This is a genomic window from Bacillus sp. WC2503, assembly GCF_052682895.1.
Window position 1 is genome coordinate 3340380 of sequence record NZ_JBQYMD010000001.1, and the last position, 17802, is coordinate 3358181.

Sequence of the window (17802 nt, forward strand, 5' to 3'; positions counted from 1 at the left end):
TCTTCTTGAGGAGGTTATTTCACATTCTCTCTTCTTTTCCCATACTCTTTTTCTTGCTTCGTTCCAAATCCGTCACCATTTGCTACGATTTGATCTGTTGGAGCAACTATACTTTCAGCAATTCTCCATTCTCCCCCTTGTTGAATAAACACTTGCATAAAATAATTCATTCCATTTAACTGATACGGATTTTCTTTTTTCACTTCATAACGAGCTGCAACATAATACACTTGAACATTTTCAGCCTCAAACTTAGCAATATATTGTGATAATCTCGGGATGTACTGTGATGCTTTCTGAAGTGGAAGTTGTTTTACTTTTACAAGAGAAGACTTTGTCACATTGCTTATCGTATCTTCATGCCGCATGTTATCACTATGATGAAATAAAATGGCATTCTGCATAGAACGAATCCATAGTTTTGAATATAAAACAGGTTGCTTATTTGAAATATGTTGTAATTCTTTTTGAACGACATGAATTGGCGTTGCGGCATCCACGAACTTATTAAAGCAGAACATACTTCCAATCATAATGAAAAGCGTAAAAATACGTTTCATAATTTTTCACTCCGATTCTTTTTAATTAAAGTATTGGAGTTTCAAAATATTTTTATTCAAAAGAAAAAGGATAGGAAAGCTTTCGCTTCCTATCCTCATTTATTATAATACGCGGCCAAATAATTCTAATACCATTTCTATTTCTTGGTCGCTCCAACCTTTAAATCTCTCTTTATAGTATTCCTTACGCACAGCTTCAAGTTTTTCAGTTACTTCTCTTCCGTGTTCTGTAATTTCTAAGTACACGATACGACGGTCTGAATTTGAACGCTTTCTTTCTACAAACCCTTTTCGTACGAGACGATCTGTAACAGCTGTAATATGACTGGAGGTTACGTTTACTTCACTCGCAATTTGCGAAGCCATCTGTGGACTGTTTAAAAATAACGCACGTAATACAGAAAATTCATTATATGGCATATGTTCTGCAAAGCGTGTATTAATATCATTTTGTAATAAACGTATCATCTTTCGAAATGATGCGGATAAATCTAAAATCAGTGTTTCTCTTTTTTCGTTCACTAGCCTCGTCCCTTTTTTATCATATTTACACATATTATAATCTATAAATACCTATGTTGTATATGCTTTCTTTCCTCAACATTCTCATTTATGTAACTTTTTTCATATAAATTTCTTTTTTGTTCACACATATACATATAAAAAGGATGGTGATGGAAAATGCAGGGTGGAATGAATCCTTATTTACACAACGTACGCACAGCTAATACTGGTAAAGAAGCGACTATTACTGTACAAGGTGAAGGTGTTGTCAAAGCGAAACCAAATGTTGTTCTATTAACACTTGGCATTCGAACTGATAGTAAAAATGTGAAACAAGCGCAAGAAGAAAATGCAGTACAATCAAAACAATTGCTGGATGCACTTAAACAGCTTGGTATTGCTGATAAAGATATAGAAACGATTTCTTATACGATCACTCCTCAATACGAGTATGTAAATGATAAAGCGTTACTACAAGGATATCGTGTGGAACATTTGTATGAAATTACCGTTTTAAATGTACAAAAAGCAGGGGAAGTATATGATATAGCCGTTTCAAATGGAGCAAACGTAGCAAAAGGTTTACGTTTTCGAATATCTCATCCAAATAAATATTATGAGCAAGCTCTTATTCAGGCTCTGCATCAAGCGGTAGAAAAAGCTCGTGCTATTGCGAGTACATACAATTTAAATATTAATCCTGTCCCCCTCTCACTCGTTGAAGAATCTGCTCAATTACCACGGGAGATTGCTTCCTATGCTACTTTGCATGCACAAACAGCTCCACCTATTCAATCGGGAGAATTAGAAATCATTTCAACTATACGGGCTATTTTTACGTATTTATAAATAATTTCGTTTATAAGTAAACGTTATCATTTTCGTTGTTGTAAAAACATGATGTTCTGATATAATAAAGGACGGTGAGCTCTTACAAAAGAGATATCACGGGTGGGAGAGGGATATGAAAAAGAAGGTTTAACATGAAAGGAATACTTGAAAGAACATTTAAATTAGGCTTACACGAAACATCACCAAAACAAGAAGTTTTAGCTGGAGTTACGTCATTTTTCACAATCGTATATATTATGATTGTAAATGCGTCAATCTTATCGGATGCCGGCATTCCACTTGAAGCTGGAATTTTAGCAACTGTTTTCAGTTCATTTGTCGGATGTCTGCTCATGGCATTTTGGGCAAATGCACCTGCTATTCTTGTCCCAGGTATGGGTGTAAATGCATTCTTCACGTACACAGCTGTGCATACGCTCGGTTTAACTTGGCAAGAAGCATTAGCAGCTGTCTTTATCTCTGGTATTATTTTTGCAATTGCTGCGTTTACACCAATTGCTCGCGTGCTTTCAGTATCGATTCCAAAGTCATTAAAGGAAGCTATTACTGTCGGTATCGGATTGTTTTTAGCATTTATCGGATTGCAAAAAGGTGGTTTAGTCGTTTCGAATCCAAATACTGCTGTTGCAATGGGGAAATTAAGTAATCCTGTCGTTCTTGCGACATTGCTTACTCTTATCGTTGCACTTGTATTATTTATTCGTAACGTACGTGGAAACTTTTTATGGACGATTGCAATAGGAACTGGTATTGCATGGCTATTTGGTCTTGTTGATACGAGTCAAATGGGAAATAGTTCATTCTCATTCGCTAATTACGGCGATGTGTTTGGAGCTATGTCATTTGGGAAACTTTCTTCCTTACCGTTTTGGATTGCAACATTCTCCTTAAGCATGGTGCTTATTTTTGAGAACATGGGACTTCTGCACGGTTTATTAGAAGATGACCGCAAATTCCCACGTGCTTACCAAGCCAATGCGATTTCAGCAATGACATGTGGTCTATTTGGCACAAGTCCTACCGTTTCAACAGTAGAGAGTGCCGCAGGTATTACAGCAGGCGGAAAGACAGGTCTGACGTCTATCGTTACTGGGATGTTATTCTTTGCATCACTGTTCGCTCTTCCGTTTGTCAAATTAATTCCTGATAGTGCCATTGCACCAATCTTAATTATTATTGGCGGTCTGATGATTACAAGCATTCAACAAATTCCTCTGAACGACTTTTCAGAAGGATTTCCAGCGTTTTTAATTATCGTTATGATCCCGCTCACATATAGTATCGCTGATGGCATTGCGTTCGGATTTATTGCTTACCCTATCTTAAAAGTTGCACTTGGAAAGCGTAAAGAAGTCGCACCATCTATGTATATCGTTACATGCCTATTCTTAGCCATGTTTGTATTACATGCTATTGGTTAAATAAAAAAACACCGAGGTGAATACCTCGGTGTTTTTTTATTTAAACCATCCTTTTTTATAAAACCAGGCCATCATTCCGCCACCAATTAACGCCATTAACAACAAACAAATAAAATAACTATACTTCCCACCAAGCTCTGGCATATGTGAAAAGTTCATTCCATATACTCCTGCAATAAATGTTAGTGGCATGAAAATAGTAGAGAAAACAGTTAATGTTTTCATAATGTTATTCATATGATGTGAGTTTAATGAAAAGTAGCTATCCCGAATATCTGCCGTCAACTCTCGGCTCGCTTCAATCATTTCAGTTAATTTAAGCAAATGGTCATGTATATCTTTAAAGTAAATCTCATGATCACTTATGCCGTAAAAACGAGTTGAATTTAAAATACGATACAATAAATCACGCATCGGAATAATTGTCCGCCTTAGCTTAGATAAATCCGCACGTATATCAAATACCTCTTCTAACACGCTTCCTGCTGTCTCACCCGTTAAATTATCATCAATCGCATTTAAATGGTCTTCAATGTAATAAACAGGTGCGAAATAGTCATCTACAATTTGGTCAATAATTGTATGTGCCACATGCAAAGGACCTTTCTTAATACGTTTTTTTTCGCCAAGTGTTTTCCATACTCTTTCGATTGCATTGTTATGAGAAAAATGGAAAGAAACAATATAACGATCACTAATAAATAAATCGATTTCATGCGGTTCTAATCCATCCTCACCAAATCCATGGAGAACTAAAAAATTATATCCATCATAAAAATCAACCTTTGGCCTCTGTACATATTCTATACAGTCTTCAATTGCAAGGGGATGGAACTTAAAATGGTCTTGCAAAATATATGTATACTCTTCTTTCGTTGGCTTATATAAATCTAGCCAATACCATACAATATGGTCTTTCGTTGTTTCTTCTAGCGAAACGTCATATAATACTTCATCTGTTTTTGTTACTGCACATATTCTAATCATAATTTCACCCATTATTATTATAAACAAAAAATAGTAAAAAAAGCCAAGGAGAAATCTCCTCAGCCTTTTTTTATCCCATATTAACGTACAGTAAGACCCCTACCTCAACATTCAGCGAAAGCAAAGAAGTTAGGTCTGGGATCAACTGCTCATAAACGCCCGGTTAGTGAAGGGTAATAATCAGTGGGGATAAAGCCCACGCTGATTAAAGTTTCACTTTATTACTTCGTTACAATTCCGTGTACTAAAGTTGGTGCATCTACGTGTTCTTTAGAGATTTTCATGTTCTCATAAATTTTCGCTTTTACATCTTCAACATTTTCACGGTTTGCGTAAATCGTAACAAGGGAGTCACCTTTTTTCACGCTATCCCCTACTTTTTTACGAAGCATTAAGCCAACTGCTAAATCAATTTCAGATTCTTTCGTTGCACGTCCTGCTCCTAAAAGCATTGCTGCTGTTCCGATTTCATCTGCAACGATTTCCGATACATAACCGTCTTCTTTCGCTTCTACTTCAATTTTAAATTGTGCTTGTGGCAATTTAGAAGGATCATCAACAACAGATGCATCTCCGCCTTGTGCTGATAAAAACGTTTTAAAAGATTCTAACGCTTTACCGTTGTTCATCACTTCAATTAACTTTTCACGCGCATCTTCTAAAGATGAAGCTTGCCCAGCAAGGTATACCATTTGACTTCCAAGTGTTAAACATAACTCTTCTAAATCTTTCGGTCCCTTACCTTGTAATGTATCAATTGCTTCTTGTACTTCTAATGCGTTACCAATAGCCTCACCAAGTGGTTGACTCATATCAGAAATAACAGCCATCGTATTACGGCCAACGTTATTACCGATACGTACCATTGCTTCTGCTAAACGTTTTGCATCTTCATCTGTTTTCATAAATGCACCTGCTCCAGTTTTCACATCAAGAACAATTGCATCTGCACCAGCAGCAATTTTTTTACTCATAATCGAGCTTGCAATAAGCGGAATTGAGTTTACTGTTGCTGTTACATCACGAAGTGCATACAATTTTTTATCAGCAGGTGTTAAGTTTCCACTTTGACCGATAACAGCAATTTTATTTTCATTTACAAGACGCATGAATTCATCATTTTCAATTTCCACATGGAATCCTGGAACTGCTTCTAATTTATCAATTGTGCCACCAGTATGTCCTAAACCACGCCCAGACATTTTCGCAACTGGTACACCTAAAGCAGCTACTAATGGACCTAATACAAGTGTCGTTGTATCACCAACTCCACCTGTTGAATGCTTATCTACTTTTACCCCTTCAATGGCTGATAAGTCAATTGTATCACCGCTATTTACCATTGCCATCGTTAAATCTGCACGTTCTTGATCATTCATATCTTGGAAGAAAATTGCCATTGCAAGTGAACTTACTTGATAATCAGGAATATCACCATTTGTATATCCTTCAACAATAAAGTTAATTTCTTCTGTCGTTAATGCTTGTCCATCACGTTTTTTTGCAATTAGGTCCACCATTCTCATTGTGAGGTCACCCCTTCATTTGTTTTACGATAGCTTTTACTAATGCTAAGAAGTTTGCTTTGACACGTTCTGTCGTTTCAATTACTTCATCATGGTGAAGTGGCTGATCTAAAATACCAGCTGCCATGTTTGAAATACAAGAAATACCTAGTACTTTCATACCAGCATGACGAGCTACAATTACTTCAGGTACTGTTGACATACCAACTGCATCTCCACCAAGTGTACGAAGCATACGAATTTCAGCAGGTGTTTCATATACAGGACCTGTCATTCCAACGTATACACCTTCTTGTACTTTAATGTTTAAGTCTGCTGCAACTTGTTTCGCCATTTCGCGAAGTTCTGTCGTATATGATGTAGACATATCAGGGAAACGTACACCCATTTCAGAATCATTTGGTCCGATTAATGGATTCGTACCCATGAAGTTAATGTGATCTGAAATTAACATAAGGTCACCTGGCTCGAACGATGTATTTACACCACCAGCCGCGTTCGTTACAACAACAGTTTCTACACCTAACTCTTTCATAACACGAACTGGGAATGTTACTTTTTGCATGTCATATCCTTCGTAGAAATGGAAACGTCCTTGCATTGCTACTACTGTTACACCTTGAAGTGTACCGAATACTAATTGACCTGCATGTCCTTCTACAGTTGATACTGGGAATTCAGGAATTTCGCTGTAAGGCACTGTTACCGCATTTTCGATTTCATCTGCTAATACGCCTAGTCCAGATCCAAGGATTAGTCCTACTTGTGGTGTTTCTTGAAATTTCTCTTTTAAGTATGAAGCTGATTTTGTAATAAGTTCACGATTCATTTGTTTATCCCCCTATTTCTTTAGCTCGTTTAAGAAGCTTGTTCCGTATTCTGGCATTTTCACACCGAAGTTTTCTGCTACAGTTGCACCAATATCAGCAAATGTTTGACGAAGTGGTAATTCTTGTCCGCCTTCTTTCATGCTTGGGCTATATGCTAATAACGGTACATATTCACGTGTATGATCAGTACCAGGATGTACTGGATCATTACCATGGTCTGCTGTAATTAATAATAAATCATCTTCTTTTAGTTTTTCGAATACTTCTGGAAGACGTGCATCATATTCTTGCAGTGCTTCTCCATATCCTTGTGGATCACGGCGGTGACCAAATAATGCATCAAAGTCAACTAAGTTTAAGAAGCTAAGACCTGTAAAGTCCATGTTTAATGTATCTACAAGCTTATCCATTCCATCCATATTAGACTTCGTACGAAGTGATTCCGTTACCCCTTCACCATCATAAATATCAGAGATTTTACCGATAGCAATAACATCATAATCGCTATCTTTTAATTCATTCATTACTGTGCGACCAAATGGCTTTAATGCATAGTCATGACGATTTGGTGTACGTGTGAATTTCCCTGGTTCTCCAACGAATGGACGAGCGATAACACGACCTACCATGTACTTCTCATCTAGTGTTAATTCACGTGCAATTTTGCAAATTTCATATAACTCATCAAGTGGTACTACTTCTTCGTGTGCTGCAATTTGTAGTACGCTATCTGCAGAAGTGTAAACAATTAAAGAGCCTGTTTCCATTTGCTCTTGACCAAGTTCATCAAGAATCTCAGTTCCAGAAGCTGGCTTATTACCGATAATTTTACGGCCTGTTTTTTCTTCTAATTCATCAAGTAATTCTTTCGGGAATCCTTCAGGGAACACTTGGAATGGTGTATCAATGTAAAGGCCCATGATTTCCCAGTGTCCTGTCATTGTATCTTTACCAGTAGATTTTTCTTGCATCTTTGTGTAATATCCAAGTGGTTTCTCTACTTTAGAAATACCTTTCATTTCACGAATGTTACCAAGACCTAATTTCACCATGTTTGGCATTTGTAATCCATTCATATGTTCAGCAATGTGACCAATTGTGTCAGAACCTAGATCACCAAATTGTTCAGCATCTGGTGCTTCACCGATTCCTACAGAGTCCATTACGACTAGGAATATACGTTTATATTTATTCATAACTGCGACCTCCTATAAGTTCAGTTCTACTTCTTGTAGTATGTTCAAAACGCTATAAAGTGAAACTGTTATTCATAAGAATTCTCTTTCCTTCTCATTGTCAAACAGTACTTCTTTAAATCATTCTCTAACCTATTTCGTTTTACTTGAAACGACTCAAAAACATTTCTAGTTTTTTCTAAGTCAGATGTCAGACATCTGATATTGATATCATAACATGTTTACGCTTTCTTTTTAATACATTTTCGTAGAATTTCTTATTTTATTCACACTTCTATTGTAATCCATTCGGCGAAGAAGTGCTAATTATTTTATGATTTATTTCTTCATATAAAAATAAAAAGTAGCTCTAAAGAGCTACTTTTTATTTTACTTCTACTGTTTCTTCTTTATGTTCATGCAGTTCGCCTTTTCTTACATGTACTTTCACTTTGTAAGCACCGTTTTCTTTGAAAGTATGTTTACTTTCATACTCTCCTTTATTCCCTTCTTTTGCTGGAATAAATTCGTGCTTTTCAACGCCATCTTTCCAAATCTCAAGTTGCACTTCAGCACCAGTTAACGCTTCTTCTTTTTGCTTTAAATGAACTTTCATCGTTGATTCAGCATTTGCTTTTATGTCACCAGCCATAAGATGAATCATTGTGTCACTTTTATGATCACCATGTGCCTCTTCTTTTTTCGCATCTTCTACTTTTGCGTTTCCTACAGCGACTTTTACTTCTGGCATTACATGCATTTCACGTGCATTTGTATGAGCGATAATATGATATACGCCATCCGTTTCGAATGTTTTCTCTACTGCATAAACACCTTTTCCTTTATGCTTACCATTTAACATCTCGTGTTTTTCGTCACCAGTTTTCCAAATTTCAAACTTTACGTCATCAGCATCTGTTACTTTTTCTTTTCCTTGTGTAACAAGTGCTTGTACTTCTGTTTTTTCACCTGGTTTAATTTCTTTCGGATTTGTTTGGACTGCTACTTTTACAGCTTCAAGTTTCTGTTCTTTTTTCGGTTCTTCTTTGTTTGTATTACAGCCAGCCAACGCTAGCATCGCGATAAATAAAGTTATAATCAGTTTTTTCATCATCATTTCCTCCTTTATACTTTATCCCGCATTAACGGGCAGTAAGACTCCCACCTCAAAATTCCGCTGAAGCAAAGAAGTTAGGTGGTAGATCAACTGCCCGTAAAAGCCCGATTGGTTCAACTAATAATCAGTGGGAATGAACAAAAACCCCACTGATTAAAGTTTCACTTTATTTAGTATAGAGGAAATACATTGTAATATTCCAGTCTTCTGCTGAAAACAATATACGAAATGTTTGTGAAGTTTCTGTGAAACGGCTTACTCTTCTTAATCTATGAAAAAAGAGCATAGTAACTATGCTCTCGGATGAAACTGTTTATATACATCTTTTAATCTAGCTTTTGAAACGTGCGTATAAATTTGCGTCGTTGAAATATCTGCATGTCCAAGCATTTCTTGTACAGCACGTAAATCTGCCCCATTTTCTAATAAATGCGTAGCAAAAGAATGACGTAACGTATGAGGTGTAAGTTCTTTTTCAATATTCGCTTCTTTCGCTAATCGTTTTAATATTTTCCAAAAACCTTGCCTTGATAATCGATTACCGTGATGGTTTAAAAATAGTGCATCTACTACTTTTTTACCCATCAATTCTCTTCTTCCTTTTTCAATGTACTTTTGAATCGCTTCTGTCGCTAAACTTCCTAATGGAATAATTCTTTCTTTATTCCCTTTCCCAATGCAGCGAACAAATCCCATCGTTAAATGTACATCTTCTAAATTTAAAGCAATTAATTCTGAAACACGAAGTCCTGTTGCATACAATAACTCTAGCATTGCCTTATCACGAATCCCAAAAGCACTTGTCATTTTTGGTGTCTGCAGTAACGCCTCTACTTCATCGATTGATAATACTTTTGGTAACTTTCGTTCTCCTTGCGGCGTTTCGATATGTACTGATGGGTCGTGCTCTACCGCTCTTTCACGAAGTAAAAATTGGTGAAATGAACGAATTGATGCAATATGACGTGCTAATGTTTTCGAAGATTTTCCGTTTTCTTTTAAATACTGCAAAAAGTTAACAATATGCAAACGTGTCACTTCATGAAAGGTTTTCATCTGTTCTACATTTTGCAAATACTTTACATAGCTTTTTAAATCACGTTCATAAGATACTACTGTATTTTTCGCTAATCCCTTTTCGACAATCATATAATGAATAAAATCTTTTAATTGATCTTCCAATCTACACTACTCCCCATTTTCATAGAAAAACATCATTCTATTTACGAAAGCATCCTTTGCCGGTTCTTCATTCCCTGATACTTTTTCTACAGTCTCTTCTTTTGGCTTTTCATAACGATGATAGCTTTCGTATTCTTCATTTATCCATAGTATAGCGAAATAAAACAAAATCGTACAACTTGTAAATAATAAAAATACTTTTATTCCATCAAAAGTTAATTTTAAAGCTCGGCGCATTGTAAATTCCTCCAAAATATAAGTTATTACAACATATGCCAAGCTTTCACCAATTTATACCTTATTCAAATAAAAAACCTCTTCCTAGATAAATAGGAAAAGGTTATTTTTCATCCGTTTCATTTTCTTGACAGTTTTTACAAATCCCATGGAATGTTAAACGATGATCTTTCACCTTAAAGCTCCAATCTCGTTCTACTTTCCTTTCCACTTCACCAAGTAAATCTTCTTGTATTTCTTGTACAGCACCACATTGTGTACAAATCAAATGATGGTGGAAACGCTGCGCACCTTCTTGGCGTAAGTCATAGCGTGAAACACCGTCTCCGAAGTTAATCTTATCGACAACTTTTAACTCAGATAATAACTCTAAAGTTCGATAGACGGTTGCTAATCCGATCTCTGGCGACTTTTCTTTTACAAGGAGGTAAACATCTTCTGCGCTTAAATGATCTTCTTCATTTTCTAGCAGCACACGAACTGTTGCTTCACGTTGCGGTGTTAATTTATAGCTCGCTGCATGTAATTGCTTCTTAATTCGTTCAATTCTTTCTTCCATTCGGTACTACTCCCTCCTCGCCACTCTTACACCATTATATCAGAAGAAGGGCTTCTGTCAAAAGAAAAACAATAAAAACAAATTGATAATTATTCTCAAAAAATATTTATTTTTTGTTAATAGCCTCAACAACTTCTTTCATTAAAACTGGTGATGCATATGCTTCAACGCTAGAAGCAAGAGCTAACACCACTCCGATCACTAGAAAGAAGCATGTATAACGAATTAATAATGGTAATAGTGGCTCGGTTATTTTCCTAATAAACTGATGCCTAATCATACGTAAGGAAAAGCTTGCAGCAATTGTTGTCATAACGAGAAAGACTGGAATGATAATTAAATTTTGCGGCAATACAGATACAAATGCTAATAATAATCCATTCCATCCGTGCTGACTTACTAAAAAACCTACTGTAAATCCAACAACTACTCCTTTTACAAATAATAAAATAAAAATGAGGGGCAACCCAATAATTGAAATCCCTAAAATCCAAATAAAGCCGATATATTTTAATTGCGAAAAGTAACTTTCTCGAAACATTTCGCCTGCAATAGCAAATTCTCCTTTAGAAACTTGTCCAAAAAAACGTTGTAAATAAAATGATAAATCTTGCTTTTGATTCATTTGTAAACTATTCACAAGAATAGCTCCAAATATTACTCCCATCAATAATAAAACAGCATTAAATATATATAATGAAGAGTTTTCCTGTATGTGAGACATTACGCGGTTTTGCCAAGTTTTTCGCCACATTTTTCTTCCCTCCGTTCACACTCTTACTAAAAATGTATGAAAGAAAGAAAAAAAGTATGACGAATTAACATTGAAATTCCGCTCTACTTTGCTAAACTAAAAAGTAGAGAATAGGAGGGATTTCTCTTGAAACCATTATTATTAGATTTTCCAACATTATTTCAAACTGAACGCTTACAAGTTCGCAAGCCGTTTCCAGGTGATGGTGCAGAAGTATATGAAGCAATCCAAGCTTCTCTAGAAGACTTAGTACCATGGATGCCAATTGACGCTGAAACAGAAGAGAGTGCTGAAGAAATCGTTCGTAACGCTCACGGGCAGTTTTTACTTCGTGAAACACTTGATTTTCACTTATACGATAAAGTATCCGGTACATTCATCGGAGCTATTACGCTCAAGCCTGAAAACTGGGATATTCCAAAGTTTTCACTTCATTTTTGGCTCCATAGTGCTTATACAAAACAAGGCTATATGACTGAAGCTGTTAAAGGTGCCATTCAATTTGCCTTTGATAAGCTAGGTGCTAGAAGGATTGAAATTCGTACTGATGCAACAAATGCCAATGCATGTAACTTAGCAGAACGTTTAGAATTTATTCTAGAAGGTACAATGGAAAATGATTTCCTTGCGCCAGATGGTAGCTTACGTGATGCACGTGTATATGCAAAAATCAATTAAAAAACACTCGCCTTTGGCGAGTGTTTTATTTTTGTAATTGTAAATATTGCACAGCGAACATCGTCTTCGCATCATGGATACGAAGGTCTTTCATAAGATCAATCGCTTCTTCTAATGATACTTCCATTAATTCCACAAACTCATCTTCATCTAAAGCTGCTTTATTTTCTTTTTTTGTCAAACCTGTCGCTTTATATACATATAAAATTTCATCTGCAAATCCTGGAGATGTATAGAAAGAAGTAATGAGCTCCATATTTTCACATACATATCCTGTTTCTTCTTCTAATTCACGAACTGCTGTCACCTCTGGCTTTTCCCCAGGTTCTAATTTCCCAGCAGGAATTTCAATAATCGCCTTCTCAAGCGCTTTACGGTACTGCTCAACAAGCACAATTTTCCCCTCATCAGTAATAGCAATAATAGCAACTGCACCAGGGTGATTTACGATTTCACGTTTACTCATTTCTCCATTTGGTAATACTACATCATCAACACGAACTTTTATAACTCTACCATCAAAAATCGGCTCAGTTTTTACCGTTCTCTCTGCAAGATTACTCATACTATTTCATCTCCCTGTTCTATTTCCTATTCTTTCTTCATACATTTTACCACATTGAAAGGAGCGTGATAGAAATGAAAGTTTATATTTTACCAAATCGCATCACGTTAGTCGGCAAAGCATGGCAAATTCGCCATAAACTAAAACAATATGGCAAAGAGTATACAACCGTACAAGAGTGGATTACAGCGAATAAAAAGTAAACGTTTGTCAACCTCTTTTCCCTTTCGTACAATAAAGGAAAGGAGGTTGACTTATGAAAAAACGTCAATTAGGAAACTCAGATTTATTTGTGACAGAAATGGGACTTGGCTGTATGTCTCTCGGCACATCTGAAACAGAAGCTATGCGCATTATCGATGAAGCAATCGATTTAGGAATCAATTTTTTTGACACAGCGGATTTATATGATTATGGATTAAACGAAGAATTTGTTGGAAAAGCATTGAAGGGAAAACGAGACCAAATTGTTCTTACAACAAAGGTTGGAAATCGATGGACAGAAGAAAAAAACGGCTGGGCTTGGGACCCTTCTAAAGCCTACATAAAAGCCGAAGTAAAAGAAAGTTTACGTAGACTTCAAACTGATTATATTGACCTTTATCAACTTCATGGCGGAACGCTGGAAGATCCGATAGATGAAACTATTGAAGCTTTTGAAGAATTGAAAAAAGAAGGTATTATTCGCCATTACGGTATTTCTTCTATACGTCCAAATGTCATCCGTGAGTATGCAAAACGCTCAAATATCGTTAGTGTACTAATGGAATATAGCCTTTTAAATCGTCGTCCAGAAGAATGGTTCTCACTTCTTAATGAACACCAAATTAGTGTCATTGCCCGCGGACCACTTGCGAAAGGGATTTTAACTGACAACAATGCAAGAAAGATAGAAAGAGTAAAAGAAAAGGACTATCTCTCTTATTCTTACGATGAATTAAACACTACACTCGGGAGTGTAAAAGAAGTTATCGGAGAAAAATCTTTAACAGGAACAGCTATTCACTATTGCTTACATAACGAAACTGTTGCAGCTGTTATACCTGGTGCAAGCTCTATTCAACAATTACAGATAAATGTACACGCTTGCCAACAGTTACCTGTAACAAAAGAAGAATATATACAACTTCAAAAAATCGTTAAGCATGATTCATATGCCTTGCACCGTTAAAATATCGATTTACTGATAAAAACAGATGACTGCCCCCAACATTAAACATTAGGAGGCAGTCTTTTTTATAACGTATCATATTTGTCCGGATTCGTTCCTACATGTAAATTGCGATTTAACGTATTAATTTGATTCATCTCTTCTTCAGTTAATGAGAAATCAAAGATAGTAAAATTCGCCTGAATACGAGATGGTGTCACAGATTTAGGAATCGTTACTATCCCACTTTGAATATCCCATCGTAATATAACTTGTGCGGGTGTTTTTTCATATTTGTTAGCAATCCCCTGAATAATTGGGTGCTCGAATACTTCGCCGCCCCTCATTAACGGACTCCACGCTTCCATTTGAATTTGCTCGCCTTCACAGAAATTACGCAATTCAAATTGTGTTAACATGGGGTGAAGTTCCACTTGGTTTACCATAGGCTTCACTTTACAATTTGGTAATAACAGTTCTAAATGATGTTTATGAAAATTAGAAACACCAATCGCGCGTACTTTACCTTCTTCATACAATTTTTCTAAAGCTCGGTACGTTTCAATATACTTCCCTCTAATTGGCCAGTGGATTAAATATAAATCTACATAGTCCATCTGTAATTTCTTTAAGCTGTTTTCAAATGCTTCGAGTGTCTCCTCGTATCCTTGATCGTCGTTCCAAACTTTTGTTGTAATAAATATGTCTTCTCTCGGAATTCCTGATTCACGAACTGCCTCACCGACACCGCTTTCATTTTCATATACAGCTGCTGTATCAATCGAACGGTATCCAACTTCTAACGCTGTTTTTACTGCTTGCTTTACTTCGTCGCCTTCTTTCGCTTTATAGACGCCTAGACCAATCATCGGCATTTTCACGCCATTATGAAGTGTAGTTGTTGGAATATGCACAGTCGTTCTCCCTTTCATTGTTACATTTTATAAACCACTACTTTATTTCAACAAGATTCATCCAAAAAGTCAAAATATACGTATAGTTGACATAATAATTTTATACACTAAAAATACGAACTCAATTATTTACGTTTCCTTTTCTCCATTCTTTTGCTTTTTCATCAATATTACGTACAAACTCGTTTTTCCCTTCCGTATATAACGTGCCATCATATGTATATTTTTCGGCTAATTCTCTCTTTAAAACTGCATACGCCTTTGCTTCTTCACAATGCGCCATCATATAATCACGAAACGCTAAATGCCTTACTATCTCAGGATTTCCTTTTTCAAACACGTGTAAGTGATACGAGCGTTTTTCCTCCGTTCCATGAATAAAATAACGGCGTCTTGAAATACCATTTTCTCCTTTTACGATGTAACCAAGCTCTTTAAATCTTTCATTCCAACGATCTACACGATCGATACTTTCTACCTCCATAATCATATCGATAATAGGTTTAGCTGCTAGTCCTGGCACTGATGTACTGCCAATATGATGAATCTCCACTGTTTCTGGCAGCACAGACTTCAATCTTTCGGCTTCCATTTGAAATTTTTCAATCCAATGATTTTCATATGGTACGACTACAATTTTTCTCATTTTAACTCCCCTTTTCTTACAAGCTCGTCAAAAAAATGACCAGCGATATACACTGATCATTTTCGTTATTATTTAAAGTCTTTCCAAGTAAGATTACTTTCACTTAACAGTTCTTCAAATGATTTATTCTTTTCACGTTCTTTTTGCTCTTGACGCTTTCTTTCCAGTTCTGCTGCCTCTTTTTTCTCTTCTCTCACTTGCAACTCTTTCTTCTTATTCTTTAATTGCTGCATAAGTGAATCATTTAATTGATCACCTAATGTAAGTGATTCTTTCTTCGGTTGGTTCATTTGAGATTGTCTTTGCACTTGCCTTTGTTTCTTTTTCTTCATACCGCTCACCTTTTACTTTTTTCTCCATTATAGAGGATACATGCTGAAATCGACAATAAAAAAGGTTCATTACTCTATTATTCATTATTTGTAAATTTGTTAATTTTAAAAAAAAACTAAATTTTTATATAGATATAATCCTATGAATCTATTAAAATTATGTCGTATGATGTCAGATTATAAAAAAAGGAGAAATGAATTATGTGGAAAAAAATTATTCCCGCTGTCGCAGTTTTAAGCACCATTACTTTTTCAAGTGTATTCGCCGCTCCCCCATCTCAGACTCCAGCCGAACAAAACCGTTACATAGACGTACAAATGCTTGGCATTAATGATTTCCATGGACAACTAGATACTGTTAAAAAAATTAATAATAAAGAAGCCGGTGGCGCTGATTACTTAGCCACTTATTTAAAAGAACGTAAAAAACAAAACCCTAATACACTTCTCGTACATGCTGGCGATATTGTCGGAGCTAGTCCACCAGTTTCAGCATTGTTACAAGACGAACCAACGATTGAATTTTTAAATGACTTAAAATTTGATGTAGGTACAATCGGAAACCATGAATTTGATGAAGGCATCGATGAAATGAAACGACTCATTTACGGTGGTTACCACGAAAAAACAGGGAATTTCAAAGGAGCAAACTTCCCTTATGTCGCTGCAAACTTCTATAACAAATCAACTGGTCGCTTATTCTTACCACCATTTACTGTAAAAATGGTAGATGGTGTTCCTGTAGGATTCATCGGTGTCGTTACAACTGATACACCAAATGTCGTTATGCCTACTATGCTTAAAAATGTACAGATCACTGACGAAGTGGAAGCGATTAATAAATCAACGCAACAATTAAAGCGTCTCGGTGTTAAATCCATCGTCGTCCTTGCACATGTTGGCGGAACGACAGATGAGTCTGGTATAACAAATGGCGACCTTAACCGAATTGCAAATGAAGCTGATCCAGAAGTTGATGTTATTTTCGGTGGGCATAGTCATACGTATGTAAATGGTACTGTTAATAATAAACTTATCGTACAAGCGAACTCTTACGGGATGGCTTTCTCAGACGTAGATGTAACAATTGACCGTAAAACAAAAGATATCGTAAAGAAAAAAGCTGAAGTTGTTACAACATACCATGAAGGTGTCGAACCTGATAAACAAGTAAAACAAAAGTTAGATCAATATAAAGAAAAAATCGCACCTCTTGTAAATGAAGTAGTCGGAAAATCTACAGCACCTATTGACCGTAAACAAAACGATGCTGGTGAATCTACACTTGGAAATTTAGTTGCCGATGCACAGCGCCAAACGATGCAAACTCAAATCGCACTTATGAATCCTGGTGGGATTCGTAATGACTTAGACGCTGGTGATATTACATGGGGCGAATTGTACGGCATTCAACCTTTTGGAAATCAGTTAATTAAAGCAGATTTAACAGGTCAAGATATTCGTGATATTTTAAATCAACAATGGCAAAAAGGAACAACGAGAATGCTGCAAATTTCAGGTATTCAATATACTTGGGATGCAAGCAAACCAAACGGTGAAAAGGTTACGAATATACGCTTAACAAATGGAGAAGAATTATCTCCATCTAAAACGTATAGCGTAGTTGCAAATGCTTTCTTAGCTTCTGGTGGTGATGGATTCGTATCATTTAAAAATGGTAAAAATGCAGAGACTGGTCCAAATGACTTTGAAGCACTAGTCGATTATGTAAAGCAAGTAAAAGAGCCAATTCAACCAACTATTGATGGTAGAATTCAAAAAATAAATTAAGTACGCTCGAAATAAGCACTCT

General features: G+C 36.0%; 21 protein-coding genes. 6 read left to right on the forward strand and 15 right to left on the reverse strand.

Going from position 1 to position 17802, the window contains the following annotated elements:
- Nucleotides 1–14: 14 nt before the first annotated feature.
- Nucleotides 15–560: a hypothetical protein gene (locus tag ACUN26_RS17020; RefSeq protein WP_000821091.1), complete on the reverse strand. Its 546-nt coding sequence runs from the start codon at nucleotides 558–560 to the stop codon at nucleotides 15–17.
- Nucleotides 561–662: 102 nt separating this feature from the next.
- Entirely contained in the window at nucleotides 663–1082 is a 420-nt protein-coding gene (locus ACUN26_RS17025) for a MarR family winged helix-turn-helix transcriptional regulator (protein ID WP_001003306.1), read from the reverse strand.
- Between the two features lie 159 nt (nucleotides 1083–1241).
- Between ACUN26_RS17025 and ACUN26_RS17030 the strand changes: the two genes are divergently transcribed.
- Nucleotides 1242–1913, forward strand: a complete 672-nt coding sequence (locus ACUN26_RS17030; protein ID WP_001161464.1) for an SIMPL domain-containing protein — start codon at nucleotides 1242–1244, stop codon at nucleotides 1911–1913.
- A gap of 134 nt (nucleotides 1914–2047) precedes the next feature.
- A complete protein-coding gene (locus tag ACUN26_RS17035; RefSeq protein WP_000676245.1) occupies nucleotides 2048–3337 on the forward strand; it encodes an NCS2 family permease in 1290 nt (429 codons plus the stop codon).
- A 36-nt stretch (nucleotides 3338–3373) separates the two neighbouring features.
- Here the strand turns inward: ACUN26_RS17035 and corA are convergent, their stop codons facing one another.
- The 9 genes from corA to spoIIM form a co-directional block, all read right to left on the reverse strand.
- The gene (corA, locus tag ACUN26_RS17040; protein ID WP_002039517.1) at nucleotides 3374–4336 is read right to left on the reverse strand and encodes a magnesium/cobalt transporter CorA; all 963 of its coding nucleotides are present in this window, start codon (nucleotides 4334–4336) and stop codon (nucleotides 3374–3376) included.
- A gap of 209 nt (nucleotides 4337–4545) precedes the next feature.
- Entirely contained in the window at nucleotides 4546–5850 is a 1305-nt protein-coding gene (locus ACUN26_RS17045; protein WP_001243091.1) for a pyrimidine-nucleoside phosphorylase, read from the reverse strand.
- Nucleotides 5851–5857: 7 nt separating this feature from the next.
- Nucleotides 5858–6679, reverse strand: a complete 822-nt coding sequence (locus ACUN26_RS17050) for a purine-nucleoside phosphorylase (RefSeq protein WP_001078444.1) — start codon at nucleotides 6677–6679, stop codon at nucleotides 5858–5860.
- 12 nt (nucleotides 6680–6691) lie between these two features.
- On the reverse strand, nucleotides 6692–7876 hold the full coding sequence (deoB, locus tag ACUN26_RS17055; RefSeq protein ID WP_001046072.1) for a phosphopentomutase: 1185 nt from the start codon (nucleotides 7874–7876) through the stop codon (nucleotides 6692–6694).
- 364 nt (nucleotides 7877–8240) lie between these two features.
- On the reverse strand, nucleotides 8241–8969 hold the full coding sequence (locus ACUN26_RS17060) for a FixH family protein (RefSeq protein WP_016109062.1): 729 nt from the start codon (nucleotides 8967–8969) through the stop codon (nucleotides 8241–8243).
- A 294-nt stretch (nucleotides 8970–9263) separates the two neighbouring features.
- Nucleotides 9264–10154 carry a site-specific tyrosine recombinase XerD gene (gene xerD / locus ACUN26_RS17065; RefSeq protein ID WP_000390076.1) on the reverse strand — a complete coding sequence of 297 codons (891 nt, stop codon included), beginning with the start codon at nucleotides 10152–10154 and terminating at the stop codon, nucleotides 9264–9266.
- Between the two features lie 6 nt (nucleotides 10155–10160).
- Nucleotides 10161–10391: a YqzK family protein gene (locus tag ACUN26_RS17070; protein ID WP_001250432.1), complete on the reverse strand. Its 231-nt coding sequence runs from the start codon at nucleotides 10389–10391 to the stop codon at nucleotides 10161–10163.
- A 103-nt stretch (nucleotides 10392–10494) separates the two neighbouring features.
- On the reverse strand, nucleotides 10495–10950 hold the full coding sequence (gene fur, locus ACUN26_RS17075) for a ferric iron uptake transcriptional regulator (protein WP_000392657.1): 456 nt from the start codon (nucleotides 10948–10950) through the stop codon (nucleotides 10495–10497).
- Between the two features lie 106 nt (nucleotides 10951–11056).
- Entirely contained in the window at nucleotides 11057–11704 is a 648-nt protein-coding gene (spoIIM, locus tag ACUN26_RS17080; RefSeq protein WP_000269108.1) for a stage II sporulation protein M, read from the reverse strand.
- Nucleotides 11705–11830: 126 nt separating this feature from the next.
- Here spoIIM and ACUN26_RS17085 point away from each other — a divergent pair, with 126 nt between their 5' ends.
- Complete coding sequence (locus tag ACUN26_RS17085; protein WP_000803486.1) at nucleotides 11831–12382, forward strand: GNAT family N-acetyltransferase; 552 nt, start codon at nucleotides 11831–11833, stop codon at nucleotides 12380–12382.
- 25 nt (nucleotides 12383–12407) lie between these two features.
- On the opposite strand, the gene ACUN26_RS17090 is transcribed toward ACUN26_RS17085, so the two are convergent.
- Nucleotides 12408–12947, reverse strand: coding sequence for an NUDIX domain-containing protein (locus ACUN26_RS17090; RefSeq protein ID WP_000067046.1), 540 nt, complete (start codon nucleotides 12945–12947; stop codon nucleotides 12408–12410).
- Between the two features lie 74 nt (nucleotides 12948–13021).
- Between ACUN26_RS17090 and mciZ the strand changes: the two genes are divergently transcribed.
- On the forward strand, nucleotides 13022–13150 hold the full coding sequence (gene mciZ, locus ACUN26_RS17095) for a Z-ring formation inhibitor MciZ (RefSeq protein WP_000870289.1): 129 nt from the start codon (nucleotides 13022–13024) through the stop codon (nucleotides 13148–13150).
- Between the two features lie 53 nt (nucleotides 13151–13203).
- Nucleotides 13204–14118: an aldo/keto reductase gene (locus ACUN26_RS17100; protein ID WP_000747221.1), complete on the forward strand. Its 915-nt coding sequence runs from the start codon at nucleotides 13204–13206 to the stop codon at nucleotides 14116–14118.
- A gap of 65 nt (nucleotides 14119–14183) precedes the next feature.
- Here ACUN26_RS17100 and ACUN26_RS17105 read toward each other — a convergent pair whose 3' ends face one another.
- The 3 genes from ACUN26_RS17105 to ACUN26_RS17115 all read right to left on the reverse strand — a co-directional run bounded on the left by ACUN26_RS17105 (nucleotide 14184) and on the right by ACUN26_RS17115 (nucleotide 15989).
- Nucleotides 14184–15011 carry an aldo/keto reductase gene (locus ACUN26_RS17105; protein ID WP_000547982.1) on the reverse strand — a complete coding sequence of 276 codons (828 nt, stop codon included), beginning with the start codon at nucleotides 15009–15011 and terminating at the stop codon, nucleotides 14184–14186.
- Between the two features lie 121 nt (nucleotides 15012–15132).
- Nucleotides 15133–15657, reverse strand: a complete 525-nt coding sequence (locus ACUN26_RS17110; protein WP_001227193.1) for a GrpB family protein — start codon at nucleotides 15655–15657, stop codon at nucleotides 15133–15135.
- A gap of 68 nt (nucleotides 15658–15725) precedes the next feature.
- A complete protein-coding gene (locus ACUN26_RS17115) occupies nucleotides 15726–15989 on the reverse strand; it encodes a YqkE family protein (protein WP_000727568.1) in 264 nt (87 codons plus the stop codon).
- A gap of 201 nt (nucleotides 15990–16190) precedes the next feature.
- On the opposite strand from ACUN26_RS17115, the gene ACUN26_RS17120 reads away from it, so the two are divergent.
- Nucleotides 16191–17780, forward strand: coding sequence for a bifunctional metallophosphatase/5'-nucleotidase (locus tag ACUN26_RS17120; RefSeq protein WP_000265571.1), 1590 nt, complete (start codon nucleotides 16191–16193; stop codon nucleotides 17778–17780).
- Nucleotides 17781–17802 lie beyond the last annotated feature (22 nt).